Here is a 21,169-nt window from a genome sequence, read left to right on the forward strand (position 1 = left end):
GATAATTAGGGCCTAATCTCTCAGGGTGGGGTACGTTCACCCCTCTAATATGGTGGTGGAATTACACCCCCTGAAATTCAGGGGGCTAATCAGGGGGGCTAATTCCGGATTTTCTTCACGGGGGGTTGCAGATTAGGGGCTTATTCAGGGCATGATTTTCACACACCGTGAACTTTAGACCCTGATTCAGGTGGCATAATTCACCCCCCTAAACAGTTAAGCGGGTGGGGCGAATTGTGGTTCACAACGAGTCCCCAACTCGATATGAGTGTGATTACTGACTACGGTCTGAAAGAGGACGACGTAGAGTTTCTGTCGACTGTCAAACAAATTGAAGAAAACCCTACGGAATATGATAATACTGATCCGGGGGAGACAGTCGCGAACGTCACGGTGCTCAAACAGGTGTCGGGCCTCTCGAAAAATCAGATCGACTACCGCGCTCGGGAGGGTGACGACAGTCGTGGGCTTGCCGATGATGGTCTGAATTTGATCCGCTCACATGGTCCCCGAGTAGAGGGCAAAGGGTTTGGTCCACGGTCGGTAGAACTGACTGACAAAGGCCATCGGGTAGTCGCTGAGATCAAGGAATCGCGCTCGTCGGGCGACGGTCGTGAGGGCGGTTCGGGTGCGGCTTCGTCGGCGGAGATCGAGGAACTTCGGACGGAGGTTTCTGAACTACGCGAAACGGTTGAAAATTTGTCTGAGGATATGGAGACGATTAAGCAAAATCGGACGGGCGCGATCGGGGGTAATCTGGGGGCCAAGCTCGAAGCGATCGCCCGGGCGTTCCCACAACAGAATTTCGTGTTGACCGAGGTACTTGGGATCGACATGGATGCGGTGGCGGCCGCAGATATTGATGACGAACAGGCGCTCAGAGAGCTCCGTGTTTCAGCGTACAACCATCTCACCGAGTCGATCGATGAGGCCGACTCCGAGCAACTTGACCCACCTGTAGAGAGCGAGGAACACGCGTAGGTTCTCCCCTGAGTAGACTGCGTACATCGGCTTGATGGCTCGTCGGAATTGTTGTCGATCTCACCGTGGATCTACCGCCGTATCTCGCTTACTGTTTACTTTGATTTATGGCCGAAATTATGTCTCCGAAAAGGCCTCCTCCAAGCCCGCTTGAAGCAACGTTTCCCGACGGTGATTGAGAGTAGACCCCTGCGGTCTACGGGGACTTCCCGACTGACTCAGTCTGAGCTTTTGCGCTGTTCATCTCCGCTTTGCTGGTAGGACTCCCCGGCACTCTCACTCCCGTACCGGTCCATGAACACGGAGTCGATCTCGTTGTCAGACTCGACGTCGTCGGGGTGGTTTCCAGACTCGACTTCGGCGTCGACGATCCCTGACCAAGAGTCCTCAAGGTCGTCGTCTACCTGCTCGTAACCGGTCGCTGCGGGCTCGCCGTTCTCCGCGCTGGCACTCTGGTCGCTACTCGCGCTGGTGACGGGCGCCTCATCTTTCGGCTCTGGTTTCTCGTTCTCGGGTGAGTGCCTGATCGCGTTTCTCGCATCGTCGACGGTCTGTATCTCGCGCCGGCCACCATCGGAGAGGCTACGAACCACGGCCTGTAGGTCTACTTCCTCTTGATCGGTCGGGTGGTAGTCGCCGTCAGCGAAGGCTTCGATCGCCCCCACGGAGAGGTCGATCCGACCGTCTGTGGCTATCTGTTTGGGGGTCACACGACTGCTATCTGTGGCCACGTCCCCGGCCTGTGGCTCGCTTCTGTGGCGTCTGTCTGTGTGGCCGTCTTCTCGGGCGGTTCCTCGGCTGGCTCCTCTGTACGTGCCTCCCCGAGTGCTTCTTTCTCGGTTGCCTCCTCGTTGACCGACTCGTCCTCGACTGGCTCCTCGCTATCAGCCGCGAACGCGCCGACCCCGCCCGGTGGGATGATGATCTCGTTGCGAATGTCCTCGTAGGTGAACTCACGCGCCCCCTTTGAGATACGGCCGAGCGCCGCTTGGAGGGCGATCCCCTCGTTTCCAGCCCCGATCTCTCGGTTCGCCGGGCAATCTCCGCGACCTCCTCGGCGGTGAGCTCGATCTGTTCGTCGCTAGCAATTTAACCAACAAAGCGATGGCTTGAATTTGTTGTTGGTTAAGGTGTCGCTTCGATAATTGAGGTGATCTCTTCTACTGTGGTGCATGGCCATAGCGATCGCGGACAGCCTCGGAGTGGTCTGATCTGTTGAATCCGTAGAAGTCCCCGGCAGAGCTCTGCTGTCACACGCTGTTAATCAATGACGGTAGCCGCCACCGCTCGTACTGTCTCCTCCTGCTCAGCCACGTCGACGTTGACGAGGAAAATCTCCGGGAGTAGGCGGCGACGTATGGCCTCGAAGACGAAATCGACGCCTCGCTCCGCTACCTCGAGACGCACGGCGAGGTCGACGACTTTCGGCTCCCGGAGTGGGGACGAGTTCCGGGAGCTGGCGGCTGACTACGAGGGGCAACTACCCTGAGATCGAACATCGTTACCAGCCGTGCCGTCTGCCAGCGTCAGTTTGGGTCGTAGGGATTCGTCGCTGTATCGAGTCGGTAAACATCCTCGACAGCGTCAAAATCGTCGTCAAACGCATACAGGTAGCCGAGCCCCTCGGTTTGCATATACGCGACAATGCAGGCATCGACGAAGGAAAGCGGTTCGTGTTGGCGGAAGAGAGCCTTCCCCGTCGCGAGGGCGTCAGTGGTGAGTGAGTCGATGTGGAAACGGGCGTTTTCTTCGATGCGATCGAGGAGATCCACGGCTGCGTCGTGGCCGGCGTGGGTCGTGAGGCCGTTGAGCGTTTCAGCGAGTACGTAGTCGAGGACGACTGCCTCAGGGAGCGTTCCATTGTCGATTCCTTGGAGCACGGGAAGCGCGGCATCGTGGGATCCATCCTGCCGGTATGCGGCGGCAAAGAGGACTGTCGTATCGATGAGTGCTCGCGGCATTTACTCGACGTCGAGGCCCCAGGCGTCGTGATCGCTCGTCACATCGGTCGGCTCCTCACCATCGTAGCCGTCAAAGTCGGCGAACGTGCCTGTTTGCTGTCGGACAACGTGGACCCGAATGCTCCCGTCGTCTTCGAGATGCCAACGGAGTTGATCACCATCGTCGATACCGAGTTCCCGCCGAATCCGGGCGGGAATATTCGCTTGGTTTCCAGACACCTTGCTTTCGGCGTCAATTCTGTCGCTGCTCATACTTCCCGGTATGTGACTGACCGTGAAAAGCATAGTGTGCCGTCACACTACTCAGTAACAGGAGAGCGGTTCCGACGAAGAGGATGGTGAGCTATCTTGGAGTTGTTGGGAGCCGGCCGTCTGGTCGTCGGCCGGAAAAGGCACCCGGAAGCGGGTACACACTTTCGTTGACATCCTCTCCGCCCTGAAGGGCGAAGGTTCCCACGGCACCGTACCGCTGGGTTGGGGTGTTTACGGTTTGTAGCTGTCCCGGTGACGGCTACTGGCTGTGTCAATCAGCCGTTACTCCTATCCCGACTTGGGATTCAGAGGTACTTCTTACTGCATCCCGAAATCCACAACAGAAAGGGTGCTTTCTGTGTGGATTCGGGCAATCCCGATATTGTCCGATTAGGTGGGCGGGTAGACCGCCTCGGCTACCTAGCAGTATGACAATCACTCAGTTAAAACACCCGACCAGAAGCTCCTGGTTACTGTAGAGAACTGTCGGATTCATCCCCGCGCTGAAACGCGAGGCTTTCTCCTTGATTCTCCGTAATGGGACGGACCAATCCGACGTACCGAGATCGGTTGGGAGCGGTCGAAAACGAGTGGAGCGCGTTCCGACGAGCGCGACGAGCGCTCCGGGGCGAGGATCAATTCCGGTTCGACCACCTGTTCATGTACGCTCGCGATCGCGCCGACGCCGCCGGTCACCTCAACCACTCCGACCTGCTGGCGCCGGTGTGGATGGCGATCGCGCTTGAACAGGAACGCCGGATCGCCGAACCCGAGTTACGAGTCGACTCACTCACCGACACATAACCCGTGACGCGCACGCCGGAGTCTCTCGGAGACGGTCACCTCGCCCGATGGACGCTCACACCCGACGGCATCGCTCACGAGGTTCACGAAGAGAATCACCCGACGCTGTTCGTCGATGACGCCGCCGGCGACCGCTACGGATGAGCGGATAGACCCGATCCGTTACCACCGTCAGAGGAGGGGCTCTATGATGCCCTGTGGGAACTCCGATCATTTCTGGACGGCCAGGATACGGTCTCGGGACCGGGAGGTTGTAGCTGTCGAGGCACTCTTCGAGCGAAGGCCAGCCTTACTCGGCGGGCACGCCTCTTTCCGGTCAGCAAACAGGTCGACGTGGCGGCCCGTCGTCTAGAGGCCCGCCACGGAACAGATTTCGGGAGCCGCGAGCTGCGCTTGCTAGCAGTTCACGTAGGCGTGGGGAACGTCGAGGACCTCTTGCCGGAGTTCACGAACGGCGGCCGTGAACCAGTCATTCTCGGTTGAGCACGAACGTGACGCTCTCTCCGTCGACGGCTGCTTCGAGCGTTCCGTCTCGAAGCGTCGCCGTTGTTGTGCGATCTGATCCGCCCGTGAGTGTTGCGGCGTCGCCGAGTAAGTCGCCGGTGTCGGCGGGGACGGCGGCAAACACCGCCGCGCCGTGCGGCGGTAGTTTCCGCTCGATGACCGGGCCGTCAACGAGCGTGCCCGACAGGCCGTCCCACACGATTGGGTCGGCTCCCGAGCCTCTCTCTAAGTGTTCGTATGCGTCGAATCGGACCGTCGACGGTTCGTCTGACCAATTAAACAGTGCGACAGTCGTGGTCTCGTCGCCCGGTCGGTCGCAGATGACACGTGACGGGAACCGCTCTGCGTCGAGCCCCGCGACCTCGGCGTCGCTCGCGGGCGGGATAGACCGTTCTAGTAGCCGTCGACTGGCCGGAGCGATCTCCGCGAGCCGGTCCGAGAACACGTTTACACCACCAGTCGTGGCGACGAGCGCTGCGAACGCCTCGCGCTCGGCTCCGGTGAGGTCGCTCGTGTCCCGAACGAGCTGGCAGTCGGGGTCGTTGAGCCACCAGCGCCGGTGCAAGTAGTTCCGCGTGAGCGTATTGCGGACGGCGTTTTTTAATGCCGGTTGGCTCCCCGATTCCCCTGGTGTTTCCCAGGTCGGATCGGTGTCCGGGCCGATCCGCATTGCGTCGAAGAGTCCGACGCTTGGGGCCATCGGCGCGCCGGACCCGAGGAGAAATACGTCGTCACCGGCCACCTCGGCGATCGTCTCGATCCCTCGACGGTACGCCTCCATCCGGGTCGCCTCAGCGTCGTATCGCTCACCGGGTAGCGCCGCTGCGAAGAGGAAATCAAGCTTCAGATACGTGAACCCCCAGTCGTCGACGACCGTCGACACGGTCTCTCGAAGCCAGTCGACAACTTCCGGGTGCGTCGTGTCAAGCCCGTACAGCGACGACCCGGCGCGGAAGCCGCCGTCGACGGGTGTTCCCGGCCCATCAGCAGCCGCGTCGGTCGGCTCCGTAATGAACCACTCCGGGTGGTCGGCGTGCAAGTCGGCACCGGCCTCCACGTAAAAGGGCGCGAGCCACAGCCCCGGTCGGTACCCGGTGGTTGAGATGTCGTCCGCAACGTCGCTCATATCCTCGAACCCGTCGGCGATCGATCGCCAGTCGCCGAACGCCTCCATGTACCCGTCGTCGATTTGGACGACGTCGACTGGGATCCCCCACTCGCGGAGTTCGGCGAGGTTCTCTCGTACGTCCGCTTCGGTGACGTCGGTAAAATAGTGATACCACGAGCACCAGCCGGTCGGTGAAGTTTCAGGCACGCGAGCGTTCATCCGCTCGCCGACGCAGTCAGCCAACGCAGCGAGCCCTTCCCGAAGCTCACGATCAGCGTCGACCCACAGCGGCGGGAGGGCCAACTGTTCGCCGGGCGCTAGGCGTGTCCCTTCGAGCGGGCACACCGCGCGGAGTGTTGCGACGCCACTGTCGTCGTCGTCGATCTCAAACCGGGTACAGTAGCGATCGTGCTCGAGAAACCCCGCCGTGACGTATCGGTCGTCCTCGACGAGTCCGGTCAGGTAACTGCTGGTCCGGTCGTCAGTCGACGCTGCGAGGTCGTTCATCATCGGGGCGTTGTCTGGGCTCTCCGTGGGGAAGCGCTCCCCAACCGGGAGCGTACCCGTCGACGACCACGACTGGTATCCGTGCCGGTAGACGCGCGCGTCCGCGCTGAATGCGGTCTCGAACCTAAAAGTAATGTCGCCCGCCCGGACCGGCTCGTTGCTAGCGTTCTCGACGGTGCAAATCGCTTCGACGCCGCCTGCTTCGGTCGAGAGTGACACGTCCGCGACCTGCATTCGCTCATTATCGCCATCGACTGCGGCCGCGTCAAGGGCCCCGACGAGTAAATTCCCGGCGTCATCCGCGATCGTGACCTCGTGGCTGGTCGGGTCGTACGTGACTGCGGTGGCGTCCGCCCTGCGTTTCTTCATACCACACGGTCCTTTCGCCCATATAAATATCACACCGTCTTCTCATACCCACCTATCCGAACGCTTAGGTGGCGCGGTTGAGTGGATGCGCTATGCGTATCGGAGTTTGTTACTTTCCCGAACACTGGCCGAGCGAGGAGTGGGAACGCGACATCGCTGCAATGGCAGACGCCGGCCTCGAGTACGTGCGAATGGCGGAGTTCTCGTGGGGAACCCTCGAGCCCGAGCGTGGCACGTTCAACTTCGAGTGGCTCGACGAAGCTGTCGAACTCATCGGCGACCACGGGATGCAGGCGGTGTTGTGCACGCCGACGGCGACGCCACCGAAGTGGCTGGTCGACGAGCGACCGTCGATCCGACAAGAAGATGCCGACGGGACCGTCCGCGAACACGGCAGCCGCCGACACTACTGTTTCAACTCCGACGCGTACCACGAGGAGACGACCCGGATCGTCAAGCAAATCACCGAGCGATACGCCGACTCGCCGCACGTCGCTGGCTGGCAGACGGACAACGAGTTCGGCTGTCATAGGACTGTCCGGTGTTACTGCGACGACTGCGCCGACGCGTTCCGGACGTGGCTCGCGGACCGGTACGGTGACATCGACCGGCTCAATGAGGCGTGGGGGAACACGTTCTGGAGCCAACAGTACGGAGCCTTCGAGGAGGTCGATCCGCCGGGCCCGACCCCTGCCGAACATCACCCCTCGCGTTTGCTGGCGTACGCACGCTTCGCCAGCGATTCGGTCGTCGAGTACAATCGCGTCCATGCCGACTTGATACGCGAGGCCGACCCCGACTGGTTCGTCACCCACAACTTCATGGGACGATTCCCGACGCTGAACGCGTATGACGTGAGTGCTGATCTCGACCGAGTCGCGTGGGATTCGTACCCGACGGGGTTCGTCCAGGACCGCTACGACGCGGAGGCGTCACCGGACCAGTTGCGGGCCGGCGACCCTGACCAAGTCGGGATGGACCACGACCTCTACCGGAGCGCGCTAGACCGGCCGTTCTGGGTGATGGAACAGCAGCCGGGCGATGTGAACTGGCCACCACACTGTCCGCAGCCGGGTGAGGGCGCGATGCGGCTGTGGGCTCACCACGCCACCGCCCACGGGGCCGGTGCTGTCCTCTACTTCAGGTGGCGGCGTTGTCTCGAAGGCCAAGAACAGTACCATGCCGGACTCCGGAAGGCGGACGGCTCGCCTGACCGTGGGTACGGTGACGCTATGCGAACGGCCGAGGAGTTCACCGCACTCGACGGTGTTTCTCACGTGGACGCTCCGGTAGCGACTATCTTCGACTACGACTCGCTCTGGGCGCTTGACACTCAGCCGCACGCGCCGGATTTCGATTACTGGGCGCTCCAAGAGGCCTTCTACGGCGCCGTGCGCAGTTACGGCGTACAGGTCGACGTGATCCCACCGAGTGCTGACCTCTCCGGGTACGCGGCCGTCGTCGCGCCCGCACTCCACCTCGTTACCGAAGGTCTCGCCGACAAGCTGAGCGACTACGTCGCCGACGGTGGGGAGCTCCTCTTCGGGCCCCGAACCGGCGTGAAGGACGCGGAAAACAAGCTCCGGCCGGCACCCCAACCCGGCCCGCTAGCTGATCTCGTCGGTGCGGACATCGACCAGCACGAGTCGCTGCCGCGACGCCTCCAAACCGCGGTCCAGCGAGTCGACAGCCCCACTGACAGCGGTGTCGATGAAGACGTGATTCAGGCCGTTCAGTTTCGGACCTGGGCCGAATGGCTCGTTCCCAACGCTGCTGAACCCATGTATGTGTACGACGTCGATGGTCCGGCGAACGGTCGGCCGGCAGTCGTCACCAATGTGGTCGGTGACGGCCAGGTCACCTACTGCGGGGTCTGGCCCGGGGCTGACTTGGCAGATACGCTCGCGTCAGACTTGCTCGAACGCGCGGATGTCCGACGCGCCGATCAGCTTCCAGACGGCGTCCGAGTCGGGTCCCGCGGCGGCTATACGTGGGTGACGAACTTCACGAGCGATCGGCTTCAGTTGCCGGGAATCGATCCAGACTCGCTCGTAGTGGACGACACCAACCGGGACAACGTCGACGTGGCACTCGACGGCGACTCATCAGCAGACGGCAGCTTTGTGGGACCGTACGGAGTCGCCGTCATCGAGGGAGACCGTGTCGATGGACTACAGGTCGCTAAGCCGTAGTTGAGCACGTCCGTCAGAAGCCCTAGTGGTTGTGGCCGTCGGTTATTTCGACCGTTCCCGTGTCCGGTAGTTCGGGAGCGTGTCGTCCTGCATCACTGCGCCGCGTCCGCCGTCCACGAGCAGGGCGGCCCCCGTAATGAACGCGGCGTCCTCGCTCGCGAGGAACGAGACGGCCCCGGCGACATCGGCCGGTGTGCCGATCCGACCGGTCGGATGGATCGACTCGACCTCCTCGAACCGCCCCTCCGGGAGCTCCTCGCGGGTTCGCTCGATCTCCACCCAGCCGGGAACGACCGTGTTCACCCGGACGCGTGGACCGAAGTCCACGGCCAGCGACCGCGTCATGCCGTTGATGCCCGCCTTCACCGCGTTGTACGGGAAGTGAGCGGGCATCGTCGCGTACGCGTGGTTCGACGAGACGTTCACGATTGCCCCGCGGTCCATGTGCGCGAGGGCTGCTCGTGCGGCGAGCCAGTACGCTCGGAAGTCCGTCTCCACGACGAACTCCCAGTCGTCGAGCGTCGCCTCGTCGGCGGCCGTCTCCGTCTGCACGCCAGCGTTGTTCACGAGCACGTCGACGGACCCGTACCGCTCGGCGGCCGCCTCCGCCAGCGCCGCCACGTCGTCCGGGTCGCGCATGTCAGCGCGGACGAAGGTCGCGTCGCCGGTCCGCGAGCCGTCGGTCGACTCGTCCGCGGTCCGATCCGCGATCCGGTCGACGACGGCCTCGCCGGCCTCGACGGTGCGACCGCTGACGACGACGTTCGCCCCCTCGTCGGCGAGCCGTTCCGCGATTCCGGCGCCGATCCCGCGCGTCGACCCGGTGACGATCGCGGTCTCGCCGGCGAACCGGCCGGACACCGCGTGCTCGGTCGGGGACTCGTGTCGGCGTGTCATAGTTCGCCTCCGTGTCGGCGCGTTCGAGTTCTCATCCGGCTCACCACTCCGCGACGGAGCCGTCGTCGTGCCGCCAAACGGGGTTGTGCCAATCGACGTCGCCGCGCTGTTCGCGGACGTACTCCTCGTCGATCTCGATCCCGAGGCCGTCTCCCTCGGGGATGTCGACGAAGCCGTCGCGGTACTCGAACACCGTCGGATCGGCGAGATAGTCCAACACGTCGCTCGTTTCATTATAATGAATGTCGAGCGACTGCTCTTGGATCAGCGCATTCGGCGTGCACGCGTCAACCTGAATGCAAGACGCGAGTGCGATCGGTCCGAGCGGACAGTGGGGCGCGATCGACACGTCGTACGCCTCGGCCATGGACGCGATCTTCTTCATTTCCGTGATCCCGCCCGCGTGCGAGACATCCGGCTGGATCAGGTCCACGGCGTCCGTCTCGAACACCTCTTTAAAATCCCACCGCGAGTACATTCGCTCGCCGGTTGCGATCGGGATCGTCGTCGACTGCCGGATACCCGAGAGCGCATCGTTGTGCTCAGGTAACACCGGTTCCTCAATAAACATCGGGTCGTACGGCTCAAGCGCGGCCGCAAGCCGCCGAACCATCGGTTTCGACACACGCCCGTGGAAATCGACTCCGATGTCGACCTCGTCGCCGACCGACTCCCGAACAGCCGCGATCCGGTCGACCGCGTCGTCCACGGTGGCTGGGGTATCGATAGGCCGTAGCTCCGCGGTCGCGTTCATTTTTAGCGCCGTGAATCCTGCATCGACCTTCTCTTGAGCGGCGTCACCGACATCAGCCGGTCGGTCCCCGCCGATCCACTGATACACGCGGATCCGGTTCCGTGCGCGACCGCCGAGCAGCTCGTGGACGGGCGCGCCGAACTGTTTCCCTTTGAGGTCCCATAACGCCTGGTCGACGCCGGCGATCGCGCTCATCAGCACGGGGCCGCCGCGATAGAATCCGCCACGGTACATCGCCTGCCAGTGATCTTCGATCCGTGTCGGATCCTCGCCGAGTAGGTAGTTGTCGAGCAGCTCCTCGACCGCGGCGACGACCGTGTGAGACCGCCCCTCCACGATCGGCTCTCCCCAGCCGACGGTGCCATCGCTCGTCGTCAGCTTCAGGAATAACCAGCGGGGCGGTACTTCGAACAGCTCGTAGTCGGTGATGTACATGGTAGGTTAGTCAGTCTTCAGTTGTCCCGACGACTGCTGAGTCGACGGTGTCCGTCTTGGTCTTAAGCGCGTCGCCGGTCTCGGCGTTGAACAGGTAGAGCGCCGCTTCCTTGAAGTCGAACGGGACGTGCGTGCCCTCCGTCGGCCGGACCGCCGGTGCGACGCGGGCGGTGAGTTCGTGGCCGGCCATCTCCATGTAGAGGAAGTTCTCGTTCCCCATCGGCTCGACGACCGTCACGTCGGCGGTGTTCTGCCCCGCCTCGACGACGGTGATGTCCTCAGGTCGGACGCCGACGCTGACGCGGTCGTGCCCCGCGACCGGTTCGGGGTTGGCGAGCTCGTACGTGAACCCGCCGGGGCCCCGAAGGGTCGCGCCGTCGACGTCGGCAATAAAGAGGTTGATACTCGGCGAGCCGATGAAGTCCGCGACGAACTGATTCACGGGCGAGCGGTACACGTCCTCAGGCGCGCCGACCTGTTGGAGCACGCCGCCGTCCATCACGGCGATCCGGTCGCCCATGGCCATCGCCTCCGTCTGGTCGTGCGTGACGTACACCGTCGTGACGTCGAGATCGGCTTGGAGCTCCTGCAGTTCGGTCCGCATGTCCGACCGGAGCTTCGCGTCGAGGTTACTGAGCGGCTCGTCCATCAGGAACACAGATGGCTCCCGAACGATCGCCCGTCCGAGTGCCACGCGCTGCTGTTGCCCACCGGAGAGCGACTTCGGCTTCTCGTTGAGCAGTTCGCTGATACCGAGCATCTCGGCGACGTTCTCGACCTTCTGTTCGATCTCGTCACCGGTCAGCTTCGTCGAGAGCTTCAGCCCGAAGCCGATGTTGCCCCGGACGGTCATGTGCGGGTACAGCGCGTAATTCTGGAACACCATGGCCACGTCACGTTCGCTGGCCCGGCGGTCCGTGACGTCTACGTCGCCGAACCGTATCGAGCCGTCCGTCACGTCCTCAAGGCCCGCGAGACAGCGGAGCGTCGTCGACTTCCCGCAGCCGGACGGCCCGACCAAGACGAGGAACTCGCCGTGGTCGATCTCGACGGAGAGGTCCTTCACCGCGACCACGTTCTCAGTTCCGGAGTCGTACACTTTATCGAGCTCAGAGATGTTGATTCCTGACATTGGTTACTCCTTGAGCGACCCCGCGAGGATGCCGCTAACGAACTGTTTCTGCAGCAGTAAGAACAACACGACCATCGGGACGATAGCGAGCGTCGCCGCCACCATGATCTGATCGTAGTAGATACGCTGGAAGCCGGTCAGCTGTGCCAACCCGATCGGGATCGTGTACATGTCCGCGCTCTCGAGGATCACGAGTGGATACAAGAACAAGTCCCATTGGAACAGGAACAGGATGATCGCCAGCGCGGCCAGCGACGACCGCATCGTCGGGAGCGCGATCCGGTAGAATATCTGGATCTCCGTCGCCCCGTCCATCCGGGCGGACTCCAGCAACGCGTCCGGGATCGATTTCATGTTCTGCCGCATGAGGAAGATTCCGATGGGGTTCGCCGCCCACGGGAGGATTATCGCTCGGAACGTGTTCGTCCAGTCCAGCTGTGCCATCAGCAGGAACAGCGGGATGACGAGGAGCTGGATCGGCAACACGAGCGTCGCTAAGATCGCGTAGAAGATCGGCTCCTTGAACTTGAACTCGTACTTTGCGAACGCGAAGCCGGCCATCGAGCACAACACCAGCGAGAGCAGCGTGTAGATCACCGCGATGAGGACGCTGTTCCGGATCGTCCGGACGAAGTCGAGCCGCTCCTGCAGGGCCGCGAAGTTGTCGAGGAACGCCGTCCCGGGTACCAGCCGCGGCGGAAACTGCAGGAACTGCTCCTGCGGGAGCGTCGCCGCCACCAGCATCCAGTACAGAGGGACCATCATCACCACGACCATTGTGACGACGAAGGCGTACGTGAGGAACTGCCAGACCGCGTCCTTCCGGCGCTGTTCGCGCATCAGTCCTCACCCCCGATCTTGATCTGGACGACAGAGAACACGCTGACGATCACGACGAACACGACCGTGAGCGCGCTCGCGTAGCCCAGGTTGAAGTTAACGAACGCCTGTCGGTAAATGTATTGCACGATAGTGATAGTCGAGTTGGTCGGACCGCCGCCGGTGATCACGTACGGCTCGGCGAACAGCTTGAACGTCCCGATCGTTGAGAGGACGATGACGAACAGGAACACCGGTTTGAGTTGCGGGAGCGTGACGTATCGGAACTTCTCCCACCGGTTCGCACCGTCGATCTCGGCGGCCTCGTACAGCTGCTGCGGGATCGTCTGAAGCCCGGCCAGCAGGATGATCATGTTGTATCCGGTCCACCGCCACGTCACCGCCGCGATGATCGTGTTCCGCGCCCAGAACGCGTCGGTCAGCCACGGGACGGGGCCGAGTCCGACGCCGGCGAGGGCGTAGTTGAGGAATCCCAGCTGTTCGTTGAAAAGCAGCAGGAACACCGTTGAGTACGCCACGAGGTTCGCCGAGACGGGTAACGCGATCGCTGTGCGGAACACTCCTTTAAGCCGCAGAAACGACGCGTTCAGCGCGAGCGCGAGGGCGAGCGCTAGCCCGATCATCAGCGGGACTTGTATCACCAAGATGTACGACGTGTTGAACATCGACTGCCAGAACAGCTCGTTGCTGAGCAGGCGGGCATAGTTCCCGAGCCCGATGAACTCCAGCTGTGCGATCTGCGGGATCTCGAGGTACAACGGGCCGAGGTCGATCCAGAACAGCGACCCCTGTCCGACTCCTCGGTACTCGAAAAACGAGAGGTACAGCGTGTAAAACACCGGGAACGCCAGGAACGCACTGAACAACAGGAAGAACGGCGCGATGAATATGTACGCGACTCGCGGCAGCGTCGGCGTCGCCGCCGTCAGGTCCTGTCTGGCGAAGCGGAACCGGTCCCAGAGCGGTCGCGCCGCTCGCCTCGACCGTCGCGTCGCTCTCCCGACTGCACCGCGAAGACGGCGGCGATATGCCTGCCCGACGCGATCGTCTGTTTCGTCAGAAGTGGCCATGCGATCGACTCCTCCCGGATTACGCGAGGTCCCGATCGGTGTTCTCGGCGACCGTCTCCGCGGCCGCCTGCACGGCCTCTTCGGCCGACTGTTCCCCGTTAATCATACGCTGGAGCTCCGTTTCGATGGCCTGCGACACCTCGGGGGTGTCTTCGGTGAACCGGTAACCGGGAGCCTCCTGTGCGACCTCGGCGAAGAGCGCCCGCGCGGGCTGTCCGTCGTAGAAGTCGAGCTCCTCCTCGAAGACCGGGTCCTCGTAGGTGGTTTCAAGCGCCGGGAAGAGCCCGTACTCGTCGTACATCGCCAGCTGCATCTCCTCGGTCGCCAGCGAGAACTGCAAGTAGTCCCAGCCGCGAGCCTTCTTGTCGTCGGACACCTGGTCGGCTATCATGAGGTTGGAGCCGCCCCAGTTGGACGCTCGCGGGCCGCCCGACTCCAGCGCGGGGATCTTGAACACGCCCCAGTCGCCCGCGGTGTCGGGGAGCTCGGCGCGCAGCGTCCCCTCCATCCACGCCGCCGAGGGGAGCGACGCGATCGTCGCGTCGCCGTAGGCGCTGAACCAAGCGGACGTCCACCCCTCAATGTTAGCCGCGATGTCGGCGTCGTAAATCTCCTTGATGTTGCGAGCCACGCGGAGCGACTTCTCGTTGTGGATGTTCACCTCGCCGCTCTCGAGGAAGGGTTCGCCGGAGAGCTGACGGAACTGGTACCGCCAGACGCCGGAGAGGTCCCCTTCGGGGAGGTTGAGCATGTACTGCTCGTCGGGCAGCTTCTGACCCTCCTCGATGAAGTCCGCCCACGTCTCGATGCCGTCCGGGTCGATATCGTGTTCGTCGTACACCGACCGCCGGTAGTACACCGCCGTCGGGCCGGTGTCCCACGGGAGCGCGTAGATGTCGCCGTCAACGGTGAGCGCCTCCCACTTCCCGGAGATGAAGTCGTCTTTGACACCCGCTTCCTCAATCTCGTCGGAGAGGGGTGCGACGGAGCCCGTGTCGATGAGCGAGGGACCGTCGACCGACTCCAGCATGGAGACCGCCGGCGCGCCGGAGCCCGAAAGCAGGTTCGTCTGAAGCCGGTCTTTCATCGCGGACCGACCGAACTCCTCGACGGCAACCGTTGCGTCGTTCTCGGACTCGTACTCCTCGGAAGTTATCATCAGCGCTCGCGCGGCGACGTCCCACCCCCACACGTTGATCTCCGACGCCATGCCGTTGCCGCTGTCGCTCTCGTCGCTACCGTCACTACCATCGCTGCTGTCGCTACCATCGCTGCCGTCGCTACCGTCGCTGCCATCCCCTCCACTTTCGGGATCGCCGGTTCCGATGCACCCTGCGAGTCCCGCGAGCCCCGCGATTCCCGCGCCTTTCATGAGTCGACGTCGCCCGTATTGTGCGTAGTTTGGTTTGTTAGTCATGATCGTACCTGACTATCCGTTCCTCATGCTACAGCTATATAAAATTACTGGACATTTGTCCTAAAAACAGCTCAGAACCGCATTATTTGTGTTTTCATAAGCTGAACAGAGCCCAGTTATATACGTTTTTTCAAATTTATGCCGCGTCCGCCTAGTATTGCGGGTATAATATATTTAATTTATAAATTTTATACCCAATATTATGTTCTGATCCACGACTGTGTTCTCCTATACTAAACAAGTGTTATACCGCTGTCTCCCATACCACTCTCAGAAACGATGGGAGACCCGGACACCATCTCCGTTCAGGCGACGGCAACGTCCCTGCAGATCGTCGAGGAACTATACGAGCGTAACGGCGCCGGAGTCACCGAATTAGCCGATTCGATGGATGTCTCGAAAAGCGCGGTTCACAACCACCTCTCGACGCTCTGTACGCTCGGCTACGTGAAGAACATCGAGGGGACCTACGAGCTCACCCATCGGTTCCTGCGGATCGGGTTCGGGACGAGAGAACGGAATACCGTCTATCAGGCGGCACAAAGCGAGATACGAAAACTGGCGCAGAACACAAACGCGGTCGCGAACCTCGTGGTTCCGGAAGAAGCGGACGCCATTTACTTACACCGGATCGGTAATGACGACCATCCAATCGCAGTAGGGGGGAGCGTCCGACTCCACGGGGCCGCGGCGGGCAAGGCAATTCTCGCGTTCCGGTCAGCGGACGCAGTTGACGAGTACGTCAACCGCTATGGGCTCGATAGAAAGACTGACCGGACCGTGACGGACCCGGCGACGCTTCGCTCCGAACTCCGGTCGATCAGGGACCGAAAAATCGCGTTCGATCGCGGCGAGCTCGACGCGAACTGGCAGTGCGTCGCCTCTCCTATCGTCGTCAACGGCGATCCTGTGGGCGCAGTCACCGTCTCCGGGCCGTCTGACGAGATGCAGGGGAAACGGCTCGAGGAAGACACGGCCGGGCTCGTTTCCAGTGCCGCGAAAACAATCGAACTCGAACTATTGTGACGCGCACGATCATCCTCGACACGGTTTGATTTAATACTCCTCCGAGGGAGGGCCTCACCATGCAAACTGACCGACTAGACCGAATCACGGACAGCGGAGTAATTGCAATCCTCCGGGACGTAGACACAGACGACGCCGGGGCGGTCGCGGATGCCGTTGTCGACGGCGGCGTGACGGCGCTTGAGGTCACGGTAGACTCGCCAAACGCGATGGCATCGATCGAGCTGATATCGGATCGGGTCGAGGACGTGCTGGTCGGCGCGGGCACCGTGCTCGACGCGGAGACAGCGCGTGCGGCACAGCTCGCAGGCGCGGAGTTCCTCGTGACGCCGACGGTGAACCGTGACGTCATCCGAACGGCGAACAGCTACGGAACGCCGATCGTGGTGGGCGCTTACACGCCGACTGAGGTGCTTGAAGCCTACCAAGGCGGCGCCGACGCGGTGAAGGTATTTCCCGCAAAGACTGGGGGACCAGATCACGTCGCAGCGATCGGCGGCCCCCTCTCGCAGATCCCCCTCGTCCCGACCGGCGGCGTCGGTGCGGAGAACGCGGGCGCCTACATCCAGGCCGGTGCAGTCGCGGTCGGTGTCGGTAGTTCAATCGTTGACCACAATGCAATTGCCGACGATTCGTACGGCCGGGTTGCGGCAAACGCCCAATCGGTCGTCGAGGCTGTCTCGGCAACTCGGGATTGACCGGATTTGGTCACCACAGCCTACTTATTCGACGCTGTCACGGACTATCTGTTGGGTAAGAAAGGGTGACCCACCGCAAGTATTGTCATCACTTAAACTACCTCTATCGAACCACTCGGCAATAGCGTTCATCACAGATCCCACCGTTAACTACACGACCCTACAGATAGGCAAGGAGAAAGCCCACGGGTTTAGCCGTGGGGTGAATCCGACAACTACAGTAGCATGTGCGAACTACGTTGTTGCTGGATATTCAACTCTCCAATTCATCCAACCCTGCCTCTAGCACTTCGGTGTATGCCTCTGAGAGTCCTGGTTACTGTAGAGAACTGTCGGATTCATCCCCGCGTTGAAGCGCGAGGCTTTCTCCTTGATTCTCCGTAACGGGAAGGTCTCCCCCAGTCTTTTACATAGCCCCAGCTGTCGTACATCGCCTCGCCGCTCCCGTAGCCAACGGTCACGCCGTCAGTCTGCGTCCAGCCCGCTGGGGGTGTTCCGCTTCGCCTTCGAGCACCCCGTGGACGGCGTATCGGAGGTCCTCGTGGGCTTGGTTGTCAGTCGTTCGGGCGACTTGGTCGTGTTGCTCAACAACGTACTCGGCTTGTTCGAGGACTGTCGTTTGGGCTCGTGGGCTGGACCATCATTGCGCTCTTCTTTGATGGTTCGTGGTCGATGGTCGGGCAAACTGCTGTGGAAACAGTTCTTTCGCTTGTTACGGCCTCTGTAGCAGCCATGATCTTGGAATACTTCGGAATCGACCTCGGTGAGTGGGAATCTACTCTCCTGCTTCGTACTCACCTGCATCCCAGCTCCGGCCGTTAATAGTCTCGTTAAGCGCTCGCCGATCTGCTTCGTCGAAGTATTCCGGATGCCGTGGATTAATTCTCGGTGTAGGGCTCTTTCCGAACAGAATCGATCTTTTCCACCGGACGAGCATTCCCATCTTAAGTTCGACAAGTATCATCTGTAACTGGATCTGAACCTGTTTTTTTCTTTCTGACGGCATTCCCCCAGGTCCAGTTGAGACATCAAAGCCAGGAGCGAGTACCCAATAGTCGACGTCGAACTCCTCGTAGGTGTAGGAGCGATAGTTCAGTAGCTGTGCGATCCCCTCAGAAATTGGCCCGCCCTGTCGTTTAGGCGTCCGTTTGACCTCGATCCCAATACATCCGACAGACGGGTGCTCTGCGAAGATATCAACCCGGCCATTTCGATTGTCATCCCACACTTCTGTCGAAACGTCCCAGTCGTACTTCTCAAGCAGTTTCACGAGGTGTTTCCGATACCCTGTCTCATACTCGTAATTCACAATATTCAGACGGGGGAATCCGTCCACAAGGGCGTCTTGGTGATAATCTCTATTCTCCCAGTCGAATTCGTCCGTAGTCGATCGGGCCATTGTGTGTCGTGAGTTGTCTTCGCGGCAATCGGTGTGCGAGCGATGCATCTGGTAGACTGCTTGCTGTGTCGCGAGTCCACTCCCGCCTGTTCCGTTGCTGGAGAATCTACCTGGAATCGATACCTCCACAAGGTAGCCGGCGGCCTCTTTTGTGGCCTGCCTGAGGCTCGGAACCGATGCAGCGTTGGCTGCCCTGCCGTCGCCGTCCGGATCTCGGCTGATCGAGTAGGACCGCTTCTGAACTGTCTTGTCAGTTGGACATCTCCCCTCACCGCCCTGTTTGGATCGCCGCGGCTGTCTCCAGCAGTTGAAGTGACACGCGCGGTGGTCGGGCGAGCCCGTAGAGGGTGGCGTGAGCGCTCCGGCCTCTGGCCCGCACTAGCCGCCTCCGTCTGTGTGACGGCGTACCACTTCCGGTGTCCGCCCACCGTTGTCGGCCGAACACGAGGGAGATCGCTGACAGTCCCAATACGGCGGTCGTAGCTACTGGCCGAGATGTCGGCGCGCTCGATGAGTTCCTGCCGACCACGTGGCTCAGACGCGTTGAGTAGCGTCGCGTACAGCTTCGTCGCCGTCGGTGCGAGGTCAGGGCGGAAGCGACTGCTCGGCAGCGTTGTCGCCGCCCTGATCACTGCTGGCTCCCACTCCTGTTGGCGTGGGTCATCGAGTGCTCGCACCAAACAGGTGACCGCGTCGTACGGACTCGCTCGGTGTGGCACCTCGCGGCCGAACGATCGGAGGCAGAACCGCGTGAGCTCGCGTCGAACACGCGGCGTCCACCCGGTGTCGTACTCCACGGCGAGTTCGTCGACGATCCGGCGGAGCGACGCGTATGTCGTCCCGTCGCGAACGGGCACGGTTAGCGTCGGTGCCCGTTCGTTGCCGGTGGCGATCGCCTCGCGGAGGGTGTCGAGTTCCGCGGCAAGCGCCTCGGAAATGGCTGTCTGGAGCGTTGTCGCCGTCGGTCCGGCGAGCACCCACGACGCTGTTAGCTCCATCGAAGCGCCTGTCTCGATGTCGTACGGCAACCGTCGCTTGAGCTTCGCCGGACGCTCTTCGAACAACATCCGATAGCCTGAGTGAATGCCGTACACCGACTGTTTCGGCACCGTATACCGAATGAAGTCACAAAGATCGTCTCGCTTCGTTTCGCTTTGGGCGAGCGTCTCGGTGTCCGGCAGCCGGACCGTTAGGGTCAGATCGACGCCAGCAGCGTGATACAGCTGGGTCGCCGTCGCGATGAGTCCGTGGAGGTCCTCGAATAACTCACCACGGGCCGCACTGTCGGAGCTATCGGTGAGCGCACTGAGGCGAGTGAGATGCGTCTCGCGGACGCTCTCGATCCGGTCACGCCAGTTCTCGTACACCTCCTCGTGTTCGCTGAACCAGCCGACTTGCTGGCCGCGACGCAGAGTCCGGCCGGGTGAACCGGTGTGTCCGCCGGACCCACCGTGGATGTTCGCGAACGTCTCACCGAGTCGCGTTGGTGTGAGGACCTCCGACAGGGCCGTGTCGCTGAGTAAGACACCCGCGAGACGTCCCAGTGTGGCGAGTGGACCGCCCCACTGGACGATGGCGAGACACTCGCCGTCGAGGTGACTGAAGTAGCTCACTCGACCGTCGTCAAACGGTTCAACCGGGTCATCAACGAGCGTAACCGCTCCAGTCTTCGCCGGGACGGTGAACCTTTGGTGGATCGACGCCGCGTCGTGGGTGTCGATCCGCTGGACGTAGCCCTCGTCGCCGTCGCCGGTCGCCGCAAGCCACGATTCGACCGTGGTCGGTTCGGTCCCCAATGCCCCTCGCGGGGGCGACACTGTACTTGGTGAATCGTGAGTGGTCGCGGTAAGACTGTGTGCCAACTGGGTCTGGTCCGGGTGGTGGAGCTCACAATCCGGCGTGAGACACTTACTGACGGCCGTCTCCCCGAGGTCGGTGAGCCGAACCGTGTTGTGCTCTCGACGCCGGTCGATCGCAACTAACCCTCGCGACTCCAAGTCGATGACGTACCGACCGATCGTCCCGCGCTCGATCGCGAGTTCGGGATCGGCTTCGAGCTCGGCGTACGTCAGACCACTCTCGGTGGGTAACGCGGCGAGTAACTGCCGTTTCCCGGGTGCGGACGCGAGTCCGTCGAGAGCGATCCACGCCAATTGTGTGATGTCGGTGGGTGCAGCTGGTTCATCGGAACCGCGGTGTCCCTGTTGGGGGGACCGGTCCCGGCTGTCAGTAAGACCGAGATGGACCTCGGTCCACCGCGGGTACCGGTGGGTGAGTTCGTGCTGGAGTGCCGGCGAGGCGACAACCCGGATGTCGAATCCGTCTGCGAGGACGGCGATCGCCGCGAGTGCACGGACTCCGGTCCGACGGTCAGTCAGTTCGGTCCATGCTGGCCCATCGAGGACCAACGTAATCGCTCGTGGGGTGGGATCGAACTCGCGATGGAGCGCGACCGGCCCCTTCGCGAGCGCCCCGAGTCCGGCGTTGACGGCGCCGCGTCCCGTCCCGATTGCTTCGACCGTTTCGACTAACGATTCGTGACGCCGCTCGTGATACGTCGACTCGGCGGTCGAATTAGTGTCGGTTACGGCGAGCTCGGTGATCGCCTGCGTGTATGCGACCGCCTCCGCGGTCGCGTCGTCCCACGTGTCGTTGAGGGAGTTCCACGCCGGGAGCGTCGCATCGAGTATCGATGAGCTCGCACGCCACGCGTCGGTGTGATTTGTCTGTGCGCGTACCGTCTCGATGCTTCCCTCGCGAAGCTGTTCGAGGACATCTGGCACCCACTCGGTCATCCGCGGCGAGACCGCCACACAGCGGATA

General features: G+C 61.9%; 17 protein-coding genes and 2 pseudogenes. 6 read left to right on the forward strand and 13 right to left on the reverse strand.

All coding sequences use genetic code 11. From position 1 onward, the window contains the following. Positions 1–270 precede the first annotated feature (270 nt). On the forward strand, positions 271–981 hold the full coding sequence (locus tag DJ74_RS18685) for a hypothetical protein (RefSeq protein ID WP_141212562.1): 711 nt from the start codon (positions 271–273) through the stop codon (positions 979–981). A gap of 218 nt (positions 982–1,199) precedes the next feature. Here DJ74_RS18685 and DJ74_RS09175 read toward each other — a convergent pair whose 3' ends face one another. Beyond that, positions 1,200–1,691, reverse strand: a complete 492-nt coding sequence (locus DJ74_RS09175; RefSeq protein WP_094527050.1) for a hypothetical protein — start codon at positions 1,689–1,691, stop codon at positions 1,200–1,202. 520 nt (positions 1,692–2,211) lie between these two features. Between DJ74_RS09175 and DJ74_RS09180 the strand changes: the two are divergent. Then, a pseudogene (locus DJ74_RS09180) lies at positions 2,212–2,470 on the forward strand (transcriptional regulator TrmB); the annotation flags it as partial. A 37-nt stretch (positions 2,471–2,507) separates the two neighbouring features. Here DJ74_RS09180 and DJ74_RS09185 read toward each other — a convergent pair. Continuing rightward, entirely contained in the window at positions 2,508–2,942 is a 435-nt protein-coding gene (locus DJ74_RS09185) for a PIN domain-containing protein (protein ID WP_094524337.1), read from the reverse strand. Next, the gene (locus DJ74_RS09190; protein WP_094527051.1) at positions 2,943–3,194 is read right to left on the reverse strand and encodes an AbrB/MazE/SpoVT family DNA-binding domain-containing protein; all 252 of its coding nucleotides are present in this window, start codon (positions 3,192–3,194) and stop codon (positions 2,943–2,945) included. A gap of 537 nt (positions 3,195–3,731) precedes the next feature. Between DJ74_RS09190 and DJ74_RS09195 the strand changes: the two genes are divergently transcribed. Next, a complete protein-coding gene (locus DJ74_RS09195) occupies positions 3,732–3,998 on the forward strand; it encodes a hypothetical protein (protein ID WP_094527052.1) in 267 nt (88 codons plus the stop codon). 469 nt (positions 3,999–4,467) lie between these two features. Here DJ74_RS09195 and DJ74_RS09200 read toward each other — a convergent pair whose 3' ends face one another. Further along, positions 4,468–6,486 (reverse strand): glycoside hydrolase family 36 protein, encoded by a 2,019-nt coding sequence (locus DJ74_RS09200; protein WP_094527053.1) that lies wholly within the window; start codon positions 6,484–6,486, stop codon positions 4,468–4,470. 92 nt (positions 6,487–6,578) lie between these two features. Between DJ74_RS09200 and bga the strand changes: the two genes are divergently transcribed. Continuing rightward, positions 6,579–8,678 (forward strand): beta-galactosidase Bga, encoded by a 2,100-nt coding sequence (gene bga, locus DJ74_RS09205; protein WP_094527054.1) that lies wholly within the window; start codon positions 6,579–6,581, stop codon positions 8,676–8,678. A gap of 42 nt (positions 8,679–8,720) precedes the next feature. On the opposite strand, the gene DJ74_RS09210 is transcribed toward bga, so the two are convergent. The 6 genes from DJ74_RS09210 to DJ74_RS09235 are packed head-to-tail and all read right to left on the reverse strand — an operon-like array spanning position 8,721 to position 15,178. Further along, on the reverse strand, positions 8,721–9,575 hold the full coding sequence (locus DJ74_RS09210) for an SDR family NAD(P)-dependent oxidoreductase (RefSeq protein ID WP_094527055.1): 855 nt from the start codon (positions 9,573–9,575) through the stop codon (positions 8,721–8,723). A gap of 40 nt (positions 9,576–9,615) precedes the next feature. Next, positions 9,616–10,764 carry a galactonate dehydratase gene (gene dgoD, locus DJ74_RS09215; protein WP_094527056.1) on the reverse strand — a complete coding sequence of 383 codons (1,149 nt, stop codon included), beginning with the start codon at positions 10,762–10,764 and terminating at the stop codon, positions 9,616–9,618. A 10-nt stretch (positions 10,765–10,774) separates the two neighbouring features. Then, complete coding sequence (locus DJ74_RS09220; RefSeq protein WP_094527057.1) at positions 10,775–11,896, reverse strand: ABC transporter ATP-binding protein; 1,122 nt, start codon at positions 11,894–11,896, stop codon at positions 10,775–10,777. 3 nt (positions 11,897–11,899) lie between these two features. Then, positions 11,900–12,736 carry a carbohydrate ABC transporter permease gene (locus tag DJ74_RS09225; RefSeq protein ID WP_094527058.1) on the reverse strand — a complete coding sequence of 279 codons (837 nt, stop codon included), beginning with the start codon at positions 12,734–12,736 and terminating at the stop codon, positions 11,900–11,902. Then, positions 12,736–13,806 carry a carbohydrate ABC transporter permease gene (locus tag DJ74_RS09230; protein ID WP_094527059.1) on the reverse strand — a complete coding sequence of 357 codons (1,071 nt, stop codon included), beginning with the start codon at positions 13,804–13,806 and terminating at the stop codon, positions 12,736–12,738. Before DJ74_RS09230 ends, DJ74_RS09225 begins: the two co-directional genes overlap by 1 nt. A gap of 19 nt (positions 13,807–13,825) precedes the next feature. Further along, positions 13,826–15,178 carry an ABC transporter substrate-binding protein gene (locus tag DJ74_RS09235; RefSeq protein WP_094527060.1) on the reverse strand — a complete coding sequence of 451 codons (1,353 nt, stop codon included), beginning with the start codon at positions 15,176–15,178 and terminating at the stop codon, positions 13,826–13,828. Positions 15,179–15,502: 324 nt separating this feature from the next. Between DJ74_RS09235 and DJ74_RS09240 the strand changes: the two genes are divergently transcribed. Both DJ74_RS09240 and DJ74_RS09245 read left to right on the forward strand, forming a co-directional pair. Next, positions 15,503–16,249 carry an IclR family transcriptional regulator gene (locus DJ74_RS09240; RefSeq protein ID WP_094527061.1) on the forward strand — a complete coding sequence of 249 codons (747 nt, stop codon included), beginning with the start codon at positions 15,503–15,505 and terminating at the stop codon, positions 16,247–16,249. Between the two features lie 59 nt (positions 16,250–16,308). After that, positions 16,309–16,947 carry a bifunctional 4-hydroxy-2-oxoglutarate aldolase/2-dehydro-3-deoxy-phosphogluconate aldolase gene (locus tag DJ74_RS09245; RefSeq protein ID WP_094527062.1) on the forward strand — a complete coding sequence of 213 codons (639 nt, stop codon included), beginning with the start codon at positions 16,309–16,311 and terminating at the stop codon, positions 16,945–16,947. A 398-nt stretch (positions 16,948–17,345) separates the two neighbouring features. On the opposite strand, the pseudogene DJ74_RS19885 reads toward DJ74_RS09245, so the two are convergent. The 3 genes and pseudogenes from DJ74_RS19885 to DJ74_RS09250 all read right to left on the reverse strand — a co-directional run. Further along, positions 17,346–17,566: pseudogene (locus DJ74_RS19885) on the reverse strand (hypothetical protein); the annotation flags it as partial. 156 nt (positions 17,567–17,722) lie between these two features. Beyond that, positions 17,723–18,217, reverse strand: coding sequence for a hypothetical protein (locus DJ74_RS18690; RefSeq protein ID WP_141212561.1), 495 nt, complete (start codon positions 18,215–18,217; stop codon positions 17,723–17,725). Between the two features lie 44 nt (positions 18,218–18,261). Beyond that, the gene (locus DJ74_RS09250) at positions 18,262–21,141 is read right to left on the reverse strand and encodes a plasmid replication protein RepH (RefSeq protein WP_176451333.1); all 2,880 of its coding nucleotides are present in this window, start codon (positions 21,139–21,141) and stop codon (positions 18,262–18,264) included. Positions 21,142–21,169: the final 28 nt, after the last annotated feature.

The organism is Halorubrum sp. Ea8 (genome assembly GCF_002252925.1).
Lineage (GTDB): Archaea > Halobacteriota > Halobacteria > Halobacteriales > Haloferacaceae > Halorubrum.